Source organism: Sphingomonas degradans (assembly GCF_053502645.1).
In genome coordinates, this window is record NZ_CP177172.1 from 2,071,701 (window position 1) to 2,087,242 (window position 15,542).

Annotated in this window: 12 protein-coding genes and 1 tRNA gene; 10 read left to right on the forward strand and 3 right to left on the reverse strand. The window is 67.7% G+C overall.

Annotation, left to right across the window (positions count from 1 at the left end):
* The first annotated feature begins 39 nt into the window (after positions 1–39).
* The gene (tyrS, locus tag ACG3SL_RS09225) at positions 40–1,269 is read left to right on the forward strand and encodes a tyrosine--tRNA ligase (RefSeq protein ID WP_448664836.1); all 1,230 of its coding nucleotides are present in this window, start codon (positions 40–42) and stop codon (positions 1,267–1,269) included.
* A 102-nt stretch (positions 1,270–1,371) separates the two neighbouring features.
* Positions 1,372–1,695 carry a PilZ domain-containing protein gene (locus tag ACG3SL_RS09230; RefSeq protein WP_448664837.1) on the forward strand — a complete coding sequence of 108 codons (324 nt, stop codon included), beginning with the start codon at positions 1,372–1,374 and terminating at the stop codon, positions 1,693–1,695.
* 3 nt (positions 1,696–1,698) lie between these two features.
* Here ACG3SL_RS09230 and recG read toward each other — a convergent pair whose 3' ends face one another.
* Positions 1,699–3,762 carry an ATP-dependent DNA helicase RecG gene (recG, locus tag ACG3SL_RS09235; protein ID WP_448664838.1) on the reverse strand — a complete coding sequence of 688 codons (2,064 nt, stop codon included), beginning with the start codon at positions 3,760–3,762 and terminating at the stop codon, positions 1,699–1,701.
* 74 nt (positions 3,763–3,836) lie between these two features.
* Here recG and ACG3SL_RS09240 point away from each other — a divergent pair, with 74 nt between their 5' ends.
* From ACG3SL_RS09240 to ACG3SL_RS09250, 3 genes are all read left to right on the forward strand, one after another.
* The gene (locus ACG3SL_RS09240) at positions 3,837–4,103 is read left to right on the forward strand and encodes an FAD assembly factor SdhE (protein ID WP_448664839.1); all 267 of its coding nucleotides are present in this window, start codon (positions 3,837–3,839) and stop codon (positions 4,101–4,103) included.
* 53 nt (positions 4,104–4,156) lie between these two features.
* Positions 4,157–7,612, forward strand: coding sequence for a transcription-repair coupling factor (mfd, locus tag ACG3SL_RS09245; protein ID WP_448664840.1), 3,456 nt, complete (start codon positions 4,157–4,159; stop codon positions 7,610–7,612).
* Between the two features lie 61 nt (positions 7,613–7,673).
* Positions 7,674–9,185: a methyl-accepting chemotaxis protein gene (locus ACG3SL_RS09250; protein ID WP_448664841.1), complete on the forward strand. Its 1,512-nt coding sequence runs from the start codon at positions 7,674–7,676 to the stop codon at positions 9,183–9,185.
* Between the two features lie 45 nt (positions 9,186–9,230).
* Here the strand turns inward: ACG3SL_RS09250 and ACG3SL_RS09255 are convergent, their stop codons facing one another.
* Positions 9,231–11,216, reverse strand: a complete 1,986-nt coding sequence (locus ACG3SL_RS09255) for a putative bifunctional diguanylate cyclase/phosphodiesterase (protein WP_448664842.1) — start codon at positions 11,214–11,216, stop codon at positions 9,231–9,233.
* 81 nt (positions 11,217–11,297) lie between these two features.
* Here ACG3SL_RS09255 and moaA point away from each other — a divergent pair, with 81 nt between their 5' ends.
* From moaA to ACG3SL_RS09270, 3 genes are all read left to right on the forward strand, one after another.
* Positions 11,298–12,311, forward strand: a complete 1,014-nt coding sequence (gene moaA / locus ACG3SL_RS09260; RefSeq protein ID WP_448664843.1) for a GTP 3',8-cyclase MoaA — start codon at positions 11,298–11,300, stop codon at positions 12,309–12,311.
* Positions 12,308–13,075 carry an NAD kinase gene (locus tag ACG3SL_RS09265; RefSeq protein WP_448664844.1) on the forward strand — a complete coding sequence of 256 codons (768 nt, stop codon included), beginning with the start codon at positions 12,308–12,310 and terminating at the stop codon, positions 13,073–13,075. Before moaA ends, ACG3SL_RS09265 begins: the two co-directional genes overlap by 4 nt.
* A gap of 73 nt (positions 13,076–13,148) precedes the next feature.
* Positions 13,149–13,223, forward strand: a tRNA-Asn gene (locus ACG3SL_RS09270).
* 85 nt (positions 13,224–13,308) lie between these two features.
* Here the strand turns inward: ACG3SL_RS09270 and ACG3SL_RS09275 are convergent.
* On the reverse strand, positions 13,309–13,866 hold the full coding sequence (locus tag ACG3SL_RS09275; RefSeq protein WP_448664845.1) for a hypothetical protein: 558 nt from the start codon (positions 13,864–13,866) through the stop codon (positions 13,309–13,311).
* Between the two features lie 129 nt (positions 13,867–13,995).
* Here ACG3SL_RS09275 and ACG3SL_RS09280 point away from each other — a divergent pair, with 129 nt between their 5' ends.
* Together ACG3SL_RS09280 and ACG3SL_RS09285 are read left to right on the forward strand one after the other, a co-directional pair.
* Positions 13,996–15,009, forward strand: a complete 1,014-nt coding sequence (locus ACG3SL_RS09280; RefSeq protein WP_448664846.1) for an adenosine deaminase — start codon at positions 13,996–13,998, stop codon at positions 15,007–15,009.
* A gap of 3 nt (positions 15,010–15,012) precedes the next feature.
* Complete coding sequence (locus tag ACG3SL_RS09285; protein WP_448664847.1) at positions 15,013–15,525, forward strand: phosphoribosyltransferase; 513 nt, start codon at positions 15,013–15,015, stop codon at positions 15,523–15,525.
* Positions 15,526–15,542: the final 17 nt, after the last annotated feature.

The window sequence follows — 15,542 nt, forward strand, 5'->3', positions numbered from 1 at the left end:
GATGACGCGCGCCGCTGCATTGGCTATGCGGCGCGCATCATGACCACCGAATACAGCTCCGATCTGCTCCGCCTTCTGTCGTCGCGCGGCTATATCCACCAGGTGACCGATGCCGGCGCGCTCGACGCGCTTGCCGCGAAGCAGGTTGTGCCGGGCTATATCGGCTTCGATCCCACCGCGCCGTCGCTCCATGTCGGAAGCCTGGTGCAGATCATGCTGCTCCGCCGCCTTCAACAGGCGGGCCACAAGCCGATCGTGCTGATGGGCGGCGGCACCGGCAAGATCGGCGATCCGAGCTTCAAGGACGAAGCGCGCAAGATGCTGACGCTGGACACGATCGCCAGCAACATCGCCTCGATCAAGACGGTGTTCGAGAATTTCCTGACCTTCGGCGACGGGCCGACCGACGCCGTGATGGTCGACAACGCCGACTGGCTCGACAAGCTGGAATACATCCCGTTCCTGCGCGACATCGGCCGGCATTTCTCGATCAATCGGATGCTCAGCTTCGATTCGGTCAAGCTGCGGCTCGATCGCGAGCAGTCGCTGAGCTTCCTCGAATTCAACTACATGATCCTTCAGGGCTATGACTTCCTGGAACTGTCGCGCCGCGCGGGCTGCCGCCTGCAGATGGGCGGATCGGACCAGTGGGGCAACATCGTCAACGGCATCGAGCTGTCCCGCCGCGTCGACGGCACCGAAGTGTTCGGCGTCACCACGCCGCTGATCACCACGGCGGACGGCGGCAAGATGGGCAAGACCATGTCCGGCGCGGTGTGGCTGAACCCCGATCAGCTGTCGCACTATGATTACTGGCAGTTCTGGCGGAACACCGACGACCGCGATGTCGGCCGCTTCCTGCGGCTGTTCACCGATCTGCCGCTCGACGAGATCGCACGGCTGGAAGCCTTGGGCGGCGCCGAGATCAACGAAGCGAAGAAGATCCTCGCCAACGAAGCGACCGCGATGTGCCGTGGCCGCGCGGCTGCCGAGGAAGCCGCCGAGACGGCGCGCCGCACGTTCGAGGAAGGCACCGCCGGCGGGGCGCTGCCCAGCTTCGCGGTCGAGGGCGGCAGCATCGCGCTGGTCGATGCGCTGGTGGCGCTCAGCCTCTGCGCGTCGAAGGGCGAGGCGCGCCGCAAGATCGCCGAGGGCGCGATCCGCGTGGACGATGTCGTCGCGACCGACGCTGCGGCGACCATCGCGGTCACCGGGCAGGTCAAGCTGAGCTTCGGCAAGAAGCGCCACGGGCTGCTGATCCCCGCCTGACCCCCGAGCGCACGATAAGAGCGCATTAATCAGGTTCGTTGGGCGGACGTTCACTCGCGCCCGATAGCCCGGTACGTCTGACGCAGGCTGTGTGGGGCGGGTGTGACGTATCAGGCGACGAGCAGTGCGGTGGAGATCCGGCGCGACGCGCGCGAGGACGTCCATTATCGCGCCCGCGCCATGGGACCCGACGGCGCAGCCCGAACGCTGCTGGTGGTCAACATCTCTGCGCACGGGATGATGGTACGGTCAGACGACGGCTTCGCGATCGGCGACCGGATTCGCGTGACGCTTCCCGTGATCGGCAGCACCATCGCCGAAGTCCGCTGGGCATTGGGGGGCCGGATCGGCTGCCAGTTCGACCCGGCGCTGGACCTGGCGGGCTATTACGAAATGGTCGCCGTGCTGCTCAAGGGCATGAAATAGCCCTCACCCCGACCGCAGCAGCGCCACCGCCGAATCGCGCTCGAACAGATACAGCGCGATCCGCGCCGCCTGTCCCCGTTCGCCCTTCAGCCCGCCGTCGCGATCGATCAGCAACCGCGCGTCGCTGTTCGCGGCGGGCAGCAATCCGCCCAGCATCTCGGGCGTCGCCAGCCGGAACTGCATCTCACCTGACTGGCGCGTGCCGAGCAGCTCGCCCGCGCCGCGCAGCCGCAGATCCTCTTCGGCGATGCGGAAGCCGTCATTGGTCTCGCGCATCAACGCCAGCCGCGCGCGCGACGTTTCACTGAGCGAGGCCCCGCGCAACAGCACGCACACCGATCGTCCCCCGCCCCGGCCCACGCGCCCGCGCAGCTGGTGCAGCTGGGCCAGCCCGAACCGGTCGGCATGTTCGATCACGATCAGCGTCGCGTTGGGCACGTCCACCCCGACCTCGATCACCGTCGTCGCCACCAGCACGCCCAGCTCGCCCGCGGCGAAGCGCGCCATCACTGCGTCCTTCTCCGCTGGCTTCATCCGGCCGTGGACCAGCCCGACAGCGGCGGCGCCGAACCGCTCGGTCAGTTGCACGGCGCGCGCCTCGGCGGCGGCAAGGTCGATCTTCTCGCTTTCCTCCACCAGCGGGCAGACCCAATAGGCCTGCTTGCCCGATCCCAGGTGCCGGCCCAGCGCCGTGACGATCTCGTCCAGCCGCTCTTCGGAAATCACGCTCGTCTCGATCGGCTCACGCCCCGGCGGCATTTCGTCGAGGCGGCTGACGTCCATCTCGCCATGGCTGGCGAGCTGCAACGTGCGCGGGATCGGCGTCGCGGTCATCACCAGCAGGTGCGGCGGCACCTGTGCCTTGGCCTGGAGCATCAGCCGCTCGGCCACGCCGAACCTGTGCTGTTCGTCCACCACCACCAGCCCCAGGTCGCGATAGCCCACGCCCTGCTGGAAGATCGCATGCGTGCCGATCAATATGTCGATCGACCCATCCGCCAGCCCCATCAGCGTCGCTTCGCGCGCCTTGCCCTTGTCGCGCCCGGTAAGGATCGCGACGCGCACGCCCAGCGGGCCGAACATCCGGCTGAGCGTATCGAAATGCTGGCGCGCCAATATCTCGGTCGGCGCGAGCAGCGCGCCCTGCGCCCCGCCCTCCGCCGCGATCAGCAGCGCCATCGCCGCCACCAGCGTCTTGCCTGAGCCCACATCGCCCTGGAGCAGCCGCAGCATCGGCTGGGCCTGCGCCATATCGCCCTCGATCTCGCGGATCGTCCGCGCCTGCGCACCGGTGGGGCTGTAGGGCAGCTTCAGCGCATCGCGGAACTGGCCATCGCCGTTCAGCGGGCGCCCGCGCTTGGCCCGCGCCTCGCCGCGCACCAGCATCAGCGCGAGCTGGTTGGCGAAAATCTCGTCATAGGCCAGCCGCGCCCGCGCCTTGGCATCCGCCGGATCGGCATGGATGCGCACCAGCGCGTCGCGCCAGTCGGGCCAGTCCTGCTGCGCCTTCAGGCTCGGCTCGATCCATTCGGGCAGCACCGGCGCCCGCTCGATCGCCTGCGCGGCCAGCGCCGCCAGCCGCCGCGACGTGATCCCTTCGGAACAGGGATAGACCGCCTCGCGCCCCGGCAGCGCCGCTTCGTCCAGCGGCAGCACATGGTCCGGGTGGACCATCTGGAGGTCCTGCCCATAATGCTCCAGCTTGCCCGACACCCAGCGCGGCTCGCCGATCGGCAACAGCTTTTTCGCCCACCCCGAATTGCCGCCGAAATAGACGAGCGTGACGTGGTTTCCCGCCCCATCGACGCACTGCACGCGCGCGGGCGAACGTGCGCCCCCACCGAAGCGATATTGCACCGGCGTCAGCGTGATCGCGATGACACGCCCCGAATCGGCCATGTCGAGTTCGTCGCGCGGCTCGCGATCGATGAAGCCGGTGGGCAAATGGAACGCGACATCGACGACGCGCGCGAGGCCCAGCCGCTCCAACGGCTTGGCCAGCCCCGGGCCGATGCCCTTCAGCGCGGTGACTTCCGCGAACAGTGGATTGAGAATGTCGGGTCGCATGACTATCTGCGGACCCCTATACCCAGCCGGCCGCGTGTTCCAGCGCCGCCGGCCAATTGCCGTTGAGGAAGAGCATGGACCGGGAACATCGTCTGAAGCGCCTTCGGTTTCGCGCCTGGCATCGCGGCGTGAAAGAAGCGGACCTGTTGATCGGCGGCTTTTTCGACGCGCATTCGGCCGGATGGGACGATGCCGAGATCGCGCTGTTCGAGGAACTGATCGAGGAACAGGACGTCGATATCATGGCCTGGGCAATGGGAACCGACGACGCGCCCGAACGCTACCACGGCACCATCATGAACGCGCTCAAGACCCTGAACTACGTACCCATCTCCCGCTGATTCCCGCCTCCCCCACCGTTTCCCGCACCGGGCAAGCGGCAGAAGAAGAACGCATGCCGGACCTGAAATCGATCCTCGCCGCTTCGCGCCCGCTGACGCTGGCGGGTGCCCCCACCGGGTTCCTGCCATGGATGCTGGCGGACCTGACCCGCGCGGCGGGCGTGACGGTATTCATCGCGCCCGACGAAGCGGCGTTGCGCGCGATCGCTGCGACCGCCCCCTATTTCGCGCCCGATCTCGAGGTCCTGTCCTACCCGGCATGGGATTGCCTCCCCTATGACCGTGCCAGCCCGACGCTGCGCGTGATGGCGGAGCGGCTGGCGACACTCCACGCGCTCCAGGCAAAGGGCGACAAGCCCCGCCTGCTCGTCACCACCGTCAACGCCGCGACGCAGCGCACGCTCACCCCGTTCCGCATCCGCCAGCTCGTCGCGCGGCTGGCGCCGGGCGAGCGGATCGGGCTCGACAAGCTGGCGGTGCTGCTCCAGGCCAACGGCTACCACCGGGTCGAAACGGTCAATGACGCAGGCGAGTTCGCCGTGCGCGGCGGGCTGGTCGATCTGTTCCCCAGCGGCGCGGAACAGGCGCTCCGGCTCGATTTCTTCGGCGACGAGATCGAGAGCGTCCGCACCTTCGATCCGCAGGACCAGCGCACCACCGGGCGCGTCGATGGTTTCACCCTCCTCCCCGCATCCGAAGCGCTGCTCGACGAAGACAGCATCAAGCGCTTCCGCAGCCGCTATCGCGACAAGTTCGGCGCCAACGCGACCGGCGATCCGCTGTACCAGGCGATCAGCGACGGGCGCCGGCTTGCCGGGATGGAACATTGGCTGCCGCTGTTCGAGGATCGGCTGGCAACCTTGTTCGATCACCTGCCGGGCGGCAGCGTCATCGTTCGCGACGTCGCCACTCACGGCGCCGGGCAGCAGCGGTTCGAGGCTATCGCCGATTACCAGCAGAACCGCGTCCGCGCCGAATCGACCGCGCCGGGCAGCTATCGCCCGCTCGACGCCGACGCGCTGTACCTGAGCCCCGACGAATGGACCGCGCTCCAGGACGCGGCGCCCGTCCATACCGCCACGCCCTTCCACGAGCCCGAATCGGCAACCGTGCTCGATTTTGGCGTGGATGGCCCGCGTGACTTCGCCCCCGAGCGGGCAGCCGGCACCAACGTGTACGAGGCAGTGGTCGCCCACATCGCCAAGCTGCGCAAGGCGGGGCAAAAGCCCGTGCTCGCCAGCTATTCGGGCGGCGCGCGTGAGCGGCTGCGCGGGCTGCTGGAGGATCACGGGCTCAAGGGCGCGGTCCCGGCGGACTCGTGGCAGCAGGCGCTGGGGGCTGCGGACAAGGGGGTGGCCCTTGTCGTCCTGCCGCTCGACCATGGCTTTACCGCGCCCGATGTGGCCGTGCTCACCGAACAGGACATGCTCGGCGACCGGCTGGTGCGGCGGTCGAAGCGGCGCAAGAACACCGACGCCTTCCTCCAGGAACTCGCCACGCTGTCGCCCGGCGATCTCGTGGTCCATGTCGATCACGGCATCGGGCGCTATGAGGGACTAACCCAGATCCCGGTGCAGAAGGCGCCGCACGATTGCGTCGCGCTGACCTATGCGGGCGGCGACAAGCTGTTCGTGCCCGTCGAAAATCTCGAAGTCCTCACGCGCTACGGCGCGGGCGAGGAAGGGGCCGCGCTCGACAAGCTGGGCGGCGAGGCGTGGCAGCGCCGCAAGTCGAGGATGAAGGAGCGCATCCGCGAAATCGCGGGCGAACTCATCGCGACGGCGGCCCAGCGCGCGGTGCGCCCCGGAGAAGTGCTGGAGCCCGACGCCGGCGGCTACCCCGCGTTCGTCGATCGCTTCCCCTATGAGGAAACCGACGACCAGGATCGCGCGATCAACGACGTGTTGCAGGATCTGGCGGCGGGCCGCCCGATGGACCGGCTGATCGTCGGCGATGTCGGTTTCGGCAAGACCGAGGTGGCACTACGCGCCGCCTTCGTCGCGGCGATGGCGGGCCTCCAGGTCGCGGTCGTGTGTCCCACCACGCTGCTCGCGCGCCAGCATCATCGCAATTTCGTCGAGCGGTTCCAGGGCTTCCCGCTGGAAATCGGCCGCCTCTCCCGCCTGGTCCCCGCTGCCGAGGCAAAGGCGGTGAAGGAAGGGCTGGCGACCGGCACGATCGACATTGTGGTCGGTACCCACGCGATCCTGTCCAAGACCGTCGATTTCAAGCGGCTGGGCCTTGTCATCGTCGACGAGGAGCAGCGGTTCGGCGTGACGCACAAGGAACGGCTGAAGGGGATGAAGGCGGACGTCCATGTCCTCACCCTCACCGCGACGCCGATCCCGCGCACGCTCCAGATGGCGATGTCGGGGCTGCGCGAACTCTCGGTCATCCAGACTCCGCCGGTCGATCGCCTTGCGGTACGCACCTATGTCATGCCGTGGGACCCGGTGGTGCTGCGCGAGGCGTTGCTGCGCGAGCATTATCGCGGCGGCCAGGCCTATTTCGTCACACCGCGCATTTCCGACCTGCCCGATATCGAGAAGTTCCTGGCGCAGGATGTGCCCGAAATCAGCTACGTCGTCGCGCACGGCCAGATGTCGCCGACCGAAGTGGAAGAACGGATGTCCGCCTTCTACGATCGCCGCTACGACCTGCTCGTCTCGACGACGATCATCGAGAGCGGGCTCGATATCCCCAGCGCCAACACGCTGATCGTCAATCGCGCGGACAAGTTCGGGCTGGCGCAGCTCTACCAGATCCGCGGCCGCGTGGGGCGGTCGAAGACGCGCGCCTATGCCTATATGACCACGCCGCCCGAACGCCAGATGACCGAGGCGGCGGACAAGCGCCTGAAGGTGCTGTCCGATCTCGAATCGCTGGGTGCAGGCTTCCAGCTCGCCAGCCACGACCTCGACATTCGCGGCGCCGGCAATCTGCTGGGCGACGAGCAATCGGGGCATATCAAGGAAGTCGGCTACGAACTCTACCAGTCGATGCTGGAAGAGGCGATCATGGACGCCAAGGCCGGCGGCATCCGCGACGAACGGCCCAAGGACCTGTCGCCCCAGATCACCGTCGATGCGCCGATCCTGATCCCCGAGGACTATGTCCCCGATCTCGACCTGCGCATGGGGCTGTACCGCCGCCTCAACGACATCGAGGACAGCGACGGGATCGAGAGCTTCGCCGCCGAGATGATCGACCGCTTCGGCAAGCTGCCCGATGCGACCGAAAACCTGATGCGGCTGATCGAGGCCAAGCTGAACGCCAAAAAGGCGTGCATCGCCAAGATCGACGTCGGGCCAAAGGGCGCGCTGGTGACCTTCCACGAAGATAAGTTCCCCAACGTCGCGGGGCTGATGGCCTATGTCGAGCGGCTGGACGGTACCGCCCGGCTGCGTCCGGACATGAAGCTGGTCGTGACCCGCGAGTGGAACAACCCGCGCTCGCGCCTGAACGCCGCGCTCCAGATCTCGCGCGGGCTGGCGAAGGCGGCGGGTTAGCGCGTTTCTACTGTCGAGTTACTCACCGTAAACGCCCCCTCCTGCTCGGGAACCGTCTATAATGGCACCGTCGGCTGTATCGACGGTTCCCCGAAAGGATGTGTGCGTGAGTAACTCGCTAAGGTCGCGTCTGGCGTTCATGGAGATGGACCAGGACCAACTCGATCAGCTTCGCTCCGCACAATCCATCGTCCGCAGTTCCATCGGCCCCGCGCTCGACCGCTTCTACGCCCGCGCCAGCGCCACGCCGGAAACCGCGCGCTTCTTCACCGACACCGCGCACATGGCCCGTGCCAAGGCGGCGCAGGAGCGGCATTGGGCGCGGATCAGCGAAGGCACGTTCGACGCAGAGTACATGGACGGTGCCCGCCGCATCGGCGCCACCCACGCGCGCATCGGGCTCGATCCGCGCTGGTACATCGGCAGCTACGCGATCGTGATCGAGGGGCTGATGCGCAGCGCACACCGCAACCTGCCCTGGTGGCGGCGCGCACTGGCGATGTTCCGGGGCCCCAGCGCAGTCGACGTCTCGGTCGCGCTGACCAAGGCGGCACTCCTCGACATGGAAGTCTCGCTTTCGGTCTATTTCGAAGTCGAGGAAGCCGATCGCACCGCCGCCGTCTCGAAGCTGGAGGACATGTTCAACGCGCTGGCCGGCGGCGACCTGACGCGCACGCTGGAGGGGATGCCCAAGAATTTTGCGGCGGTCGAACGCGCCTATAACGACACCATCGACAAGATGCGCACGATGATCGGCGCAGTGACCGAAGGCACGGGGCGGATTGCATCGGGCATCGGCGAAATCAGCACCGCGTCGGAGGATCTGGCCCGCCGCACCGAAAGCAATGCCGCCAGCCTGGAACAGACCACGGCAGCGATCTCCCAGATGGACACCCGGCTGCGCGCCACCGCGACTGCCGCCAATGAAACCGTCGCACGCGCGGACAAGACGCTGGAGACCGTCGGCAGCGGACGCCGCATCACCGATGAGGCGGTTCAGGCAATGACTCGCGTGGCGGACAGCGCCAAGGGCATCGACAGCGTGATCGAAGGGTTGGACAAGATCGCGTTCCAGACCCGCGTCCTCGCGATGAACGCAGCAGTCGAAGCGGGCCGTGCGGGCGAAGCCGGCCGTGGCTTTGCCGTGGTAGCCGATCTCGTCTCCGCGCTGGCGATGCGCGCGGAAGAAGAGGCCGGTCGGGCGCGCGATCAGCTCACGGCAACGCAAACCGATATCGTCGCCGCCGTGGATATGGTCCAGCGCGTGGATAGCGCCTTGGCCGGCATTTCCACCGAAGTCGGGCAGGTCCACGAACTGCTTGCCTGCATGGCCAAGGACAACAACGTCCAGGCCGAAGCGATCACCGAGATTTCCTCGGCGATCGGCACGATGGACCGCGCAACCCAGCAGAATGCGGCGATGGTCGAGGAAACATCGGCGGCGGCACGGACGCTGAGCGACGAAGTCCAGACTCTGAGCACCCATTCGTCGGCGTTCACGACCGTTGTCGGCGCCTCGCGCCGCGCCGCGCCGCAGAACCGTGCCGCTGCGTCGCATCACGCAATGCACTGACGACGCCGGAGCGGGCGGGCCGGTCGCGATCCGGCCCCCGCCCGCCTATCCGTTCACCAGCTTTGCCAGCGCAGGCACATCCAGCGGCCCTGCGCACAGGAACCCCTGGAAATACTGGCACCCTTCCTTCGCCAGCAGGTCCAGCTGCGCCTCGGTCTCGACCCCTTCGGCCACCACCGCCAGCCCCAGCGAACGCGCCATGTCGATGACGCCGCGCACTACCACGCGATCGCGATGCGATCCGGTGATGTCCTGGCTCAGCTTGCGGTCGATCTTGAGATAGTCGAGCGGCAGCGCCTTCAGATAGGCGAGGCTCGAATAGCCCGTCCCGAAATCGTCGATCGCCACGCGGCACCCGGCGGTGCGCAGTTCGGACAACAGCCGCGCCGCCTCGCCCAGCTCCGCCATGATCCCGCTCTCGGTGATCTCCACCGTCAGTCGTGCGCGCGGAAAGCCGCTGCTGTCGATCCGCCCGAGCAGGCTGTCGGCAAAGCCCGGCTTCGCTACTTCGGCGGCGGTCACGTTGATCGAAAGCCGCAGCTTCGACAGGGACGAGGGCCATTGCGCCGCGCCCGACAGCGCGCGCCGCTGGACATGGTCGCTCAGCTGGAGTTCCAGCCCGGCGCGCTCGGCCGCGGCGAACAGTGGCTCGGCGCCGACTTCGCCATATTTGGGGTGCTGCCACCGCGCCAGCGCCTCGACGCCGATCACGCGCCCGCTCGCGATCGCGACCTGTGGCTGGTACAGCACGCCGATCTCGCTGCGCTCCAGCGCCCGATGCAGGTCGTTGACCAGCGCGTCGATCGGCGGCGCGTTGGAATCGGTGCGCACCGGATCGCCCAGCAACGCCTCGCTCGCGCGGCGCAGCACGCTGGCGGCACTGTCCCCCGCCGTGCTGATCGCGCTCGCCATCCGTGCGCCCAGCGGCGCAATCTCGCCCCCCGCGACGAAGGGCCGGCTCAGCGCCGCGTCCAGCTTCTCGCTCGCCTTCGCAAGCGATGCCTCGTCCACGCCAAAGCTGGCAACCAGGAATTCCGAACCGCCCAGCCGCGCGACGATCGCATCCTTGCCCAGTGCCTCGCGGGTCACGTCGCCCACCCGCTTGGACACCGCGCGGAGCAGCGCGTCGCCGGCGGCGCGGCCATAGACGGTGTTGACCGTATCGAACCGGCTGAGCCCGATCAGCACCACGCCCACCCGTGCCCCTTCGGCAAGGCAGCGGTCGATCCATCGCCGCGCGCTGGGCCCGTCGCGCGCGCCGGTCAGCGCGTCGCGCACGGCGGCGCTGGCATCGGGGGCCACGCCCAGTGCCTCGACCAGCGCGTGCAGCCGCCCCGTCGCGTCGTCATATTGCAGATGCTGGACCACGCGCCCGATCCCGGACAGGTCGTGCGCGAAGGCTGTCGACCCACTCCCCGGCCCCAGCCGGGTCAGCGCCGCGCGCACCAGCGCCCGATCGGCCGAATCGAGCCGTCGCATCGCCGCGCGAAGCCCCGGCGCCTCGCTCACGCCCAGCAGCGTCGCGAGCCCCGGCGTGAGCTGTAGCGAGCCCAGCATGGGGTCATAGCGCCAGCCCAGCGGCTCCGCCGGGCCCGCCGAATGCCCGCTCCACCCGGCCAGCCGCTCGGTATGGCGAATCGCAAACCGAATCGCATGCGCCATCGCCGCCGACGACATCGGGCTGCTCAGGAAATGCGTCGCACCCGCATCGTAGAAATGCCGCATGTGGACGGTGTCGCTCTGCGAGACCAGGATCAGCATCGCCGCGCCGTGCGATGCGATCGTCGGCCCCAGCGCCTTGGCCGCCTCCAGCGCCTCGCTCATCGCGCCGCGGGCGTCGATCACCGCCACGGGCGCGCCGCTGGCCAGGAACCGCTGGTCCACCCCCTCGGGCCGGCGCGCCGCCACGACGCGCCATCCGCCGCCGGCCGTCGCCGCCGCAACTTCGTCGCGCTGGCGGAACGAAAGCACGAACACGGTCACTTCGGGGGGCGCGGCGGCCACGTCGACTATCGAGAATTTCTCTTCCATTGCCCCTTCGATAGCCGCAACCCGCGCCCACTACCATTGGGAAGGGTTGTTTGGGGGGCTTCGAGTGCTTACCCCTTATACATGAGCATCATGCCCGCCCCCTCCGTCGAAAAGCTGGTGGATCGGCATGGCCGCACCATCAGCTATCTCCGCATTTCGGTGACCGATCGCTGCGATCTGCGCTGTCGATATTGCATGGCGGAGCAGATGACGTTCCTGCCGCGCTCCGAACTGCTCGCGCTCGAGGAAATCGCGCTGATCGCCGATCGCTTCATCGCGCGCGGCGTGCGCAAGATCCGGCTCACCGGCGGCGAACCGCTGGTGCGCCGCGACGTGATGGACCTGGCGCGCCGTCTGGGGCGCCATATCGGCGGCGGGCTGGACGAATTGACGCTGACCACCAACGGCACGCGGCTGGCCGACCATGCCGAGGCGCTGGTCGATGCCCGCGTGCGTCGGATCAATGTCAGCATGGACAGCCGCGACCCCGCGCTGTTCCGCCACATCACCCGCCACGGCGATGTCCAGGTCGTGCTGGACGGTATCGCCGCTGCCCGCGCCGCCGGGCTGGCGGTCAAGATCAACATGGTCGCGCTGAAGGGCCTGAACGCGCACGAGATCGCGCCGATGCTCGCCTGGTGCGCCGCCGAGGGCCACGACCTGACCCTGATCGAGACGATGCCGATGGGCGCGATCGACGAGGACCGCGTCGATCGCTTCCTGCCGCTCACCGAAGTGCTGGCCGACCTCCACACGCGATTCGCGCTGGTCGGCGACGGCCATCGCAGCGGCGGCCCGGCCCGCTATTGGCGCGTGGAGGGCACCGGCACCCGGCTGGGCCTCATTTCCCCGCTGACCGCCAATTTCTGCGACGGGTGCAACCGGGTGCGGCTGACGACCGAGGGCAAGCTGTACATGTGCCTGGGCCATGACGACCAGGTCGACTTGAAGGCGGCGATTCGCACCGGGGGCATACCGGCGCTGGATGCCGCGATCGACGAGGCACTGACGATCAAGCCCGCACGCCACGATTTCCGAATCGAACGGGGCAGCGCACCTGCTGTCGGCCGCCACATGAGCGTGACCGGCGGATGACGTTGCGCGCATTGGTCGCATCGCCGACCCCTCCCGCCCAGGCAGCCGCCCAGGAACTGCGCGACGCCTATGACTGGGTGCCGCTGGCCGAGGCCGAACAGATCATCGCGCTGGGCGGCGACGGCTTCCTGCTCCAGACGCTCCACGCGATGCTAGAAACGCGGCGCATGGTGCCGGTGTTCGGGATGAACCTGGGCACCATCGGCTTCCTGATGAACGACTGGCGGCTGGACCGGCTGGAAGAGCGCCTTGCCCGCGCCAAGCCGTTCCGCGTCTCACCGCTAAGCATGACCGCCACCACGGTGGACGGCGAGCATTTCGTGTTGCCCGCGATCAACGAAGTCTCGCTGCTGCGCGAGACGCGCCAGACCGCCAAGCTGGAAGTGACGGTGAACGATCGAATCGTACTGCCCGAACTGGTCGCCGACGGGATGCTCGTCGCGACGCCTGCCGGATCGACGGCGTACAACCTGTCCGCCAACGGCCCGATTCTCCCGCTCGGCTCGGCGCTGCTCGCGCTCACGCCGATCAGCCCGTTCCGTCCCCGGCGCTGGCGCGGGGCGATTCTGCCGGAAAAGACCCGCATCTCGATTCGCGTGCTGGAGGCCGACAAACGCCCCGTCAGCGCGGTCGCCGACCAGCGCGAAGTCCGCGAAGTCGCCCATGTCGACATCGCCATCGACCACCTGCGCGACCTCACTTTGCTCTTCGATCCGGAGCACGCTTTGGACGATCGGATAACGATGGAACAATTTATTGCGTAACCGGCTTGCGAAGTCCGGAAACCCGCTGCTATAGGCGCGCCTCCCGCAGCGGCCTCGGTCGCTAAACAAGTGTTCCCCGGTAGCTCAGCGGTAGAGCGTTCGACTGTTAATCGAATGGTCGCCTGTTCGAATCAGGCCCGGGGAGCCACTTGTTTCTTTGTGCGGAAACAGCCCGATCGTCAGCGCGAATCACCCCTTTACGGGGCGCCTGACCGATCGGCCTGGGCCCCGGCTCACCCCCACCCCGCCTTCTCCAGCGCCGCCTGCAGCGTGACGGCATAGCCCGCGATCAGATCGGCTTTGTCATGCCCGTTGACGATCGGCCGTGAGGCGGCGAACGCGGCAAAGCTCGCCGCGCCGTGCGCGGGCAGCGTATCGTCCAGCGATCGGTCGGCGAACCAGCCCTCGTCCATGCCGCGCCGAATCACCTTCGCCGCGATGTCCGGTCGCATCGCCAGATCGGGATCGGCGATCAGCGCGCCGCCCAGCCCCAGCTTGCGATCGGCGCGCTCATAGCCCGATTTCCACGTCAGCTGGACATAGCCGCGCCCGTACCAGGGAAAATAGCGCAGGTGCGTGCGCCGCCAGTTCTCGCTCAGCCAATAGGCTTCGCGCACGGGCTGCATCGTCGCGTTGGTTTCGTGCCATGCCGTCGCCAGGATATAGGCGGCATAGGACAGCGGCTCGCCTTCGCACGCAGTCAGCACCGCGCCGAATCCGTCGACCTGGCTCTGCTCGAGCTTCCCGAACGATGCGCGCACCGCCGTCAGAAATTTCGGAATATCCATCATCGCCCCCTGCTGAAGAAAAACACACAGGCGACCGATTATGGTTGCCCCATAATATGCCCGGCCCGTGCGCGGGGCAATCCGCATTCGCGGCCGCTTGCGCCGCTGCCCGGCCCCTGCAATGGATACGCGATGGACGCATTCGACGCCTTCCTCGCAGGCCTGCCCAAGGCCGAACTGCACCTCCATATCGAAGGCAGTCTGGAGCCCGAGCAGATGTTCGAATTCGCCCGGCGCAACGGCGTGGCGATCCCGTTCCACACGGTGGAACAGGTGCGCGCCGCCTATGCCTTTTCCAATCTCCAGGATTTCCTCGACATCTATTACGCCGGCGCCGACGTGCTGCGCACCGAAGAGGATTTCCGCGACCTGGCGATCGCCTATTTCGATCGCGTCGCGGCGGACGGCGTCGTCCATGCCGAGATTTTCTTCGATCCGCAGACCCACACGCATCGCGGCATCCCCTTCGGCGTCGTCGCCAACGGCCTGCTCGCGGGCATGGCCGATGCCGAGGCGCGGCACGGCATCACGTCAAAGCTGATCCTCAGCTTCCTGCGCCACCTGGATGAAGAGGATGCGTTCAAGACGCTGACCCAGGCGCAGCCCTGGATCGACAGGATCGCCGCCGTCGGGCTCGATTCGTCCGAGCTGGGGCATCCGCCGTCCAAGTTCGCCCGCGTCTTCGCCGCCGCCGCCGCGATGGGGCTCAAGCGCGTCGCCCATGCCGGCGAGGAAGGCCCGCCCGCCTATGTGCGCGAGGCGCTGGACCTGCTCCACATCGACCGGCTCGACCATGGCAATCGCAGCCTGGAGGACCCCGATCTCGTCGCGCGCCTCGCCCGGTCGAGCATGACGCTCACCGTCTGCCCGCTGTCCAACGTCAAGCTGTGCAACGTCGCCGCGATCGATGCGCATCCGATCGACGAGATGCTGCGCAAGGGGCTGCGCGCGACGATCAATTCCGACGATCCCGCCTATTTCGGCGGCTATGTCGCCGACAATTACCGCGCCGTGGCGCACGGGCGCGGGCTGGACCGCGACGACCTGGTCACGCTGGCGCGTAACAGCTTTCTCGGCTCGTTCCTCGACGATGCCGACGTCGCCCGCCATCTCGCCCGGCTCGATGCCTATGTCGCGGCGTACTGAGCGATGAACATCGTCTTCACGCCCTTCACCCATGACGATCTGGTCGCCGGCGTAGAGGCGATCGCACAGGCCGCCGCCGAATGGGTGCCGACGCTGCTGGTCGGGGTCGGGCGCGGCGGGCTGACCCCGGCGGTCTATCTGTCGCACCGCATGGGCCTGCCGCTCGTGTCGATCGATCATTCGACGCGCATCGCTCAGTTCGGCGAGGAGCTGGTCGCCGTGCTCGCCGAACGCACGCGCACCGGCGCCCGCTTGCTGTTCGTCGAGGACATCAACGACAGCGGCCGCACCATCGGCGAAATCCGCGCCGCGCTGGCGGCACAGGGCGCCGTGGCGGACGGCGTGCGCTTCGCGGTGCTGCTGAACAATCTGCGGTCGACCCAGCAGGTCGAGTACCACGCCCGCGCGATCGACCGCGCCGTGACCAAGGACTGGTTCATTTTCCCCTGGGAAGCGATGGCGCCCAAGGAGACCCTGACCGCGGAAGCGATGGAGGTGCCCGATCGGATCGCCTGACCCGTTCAGCAACCGTC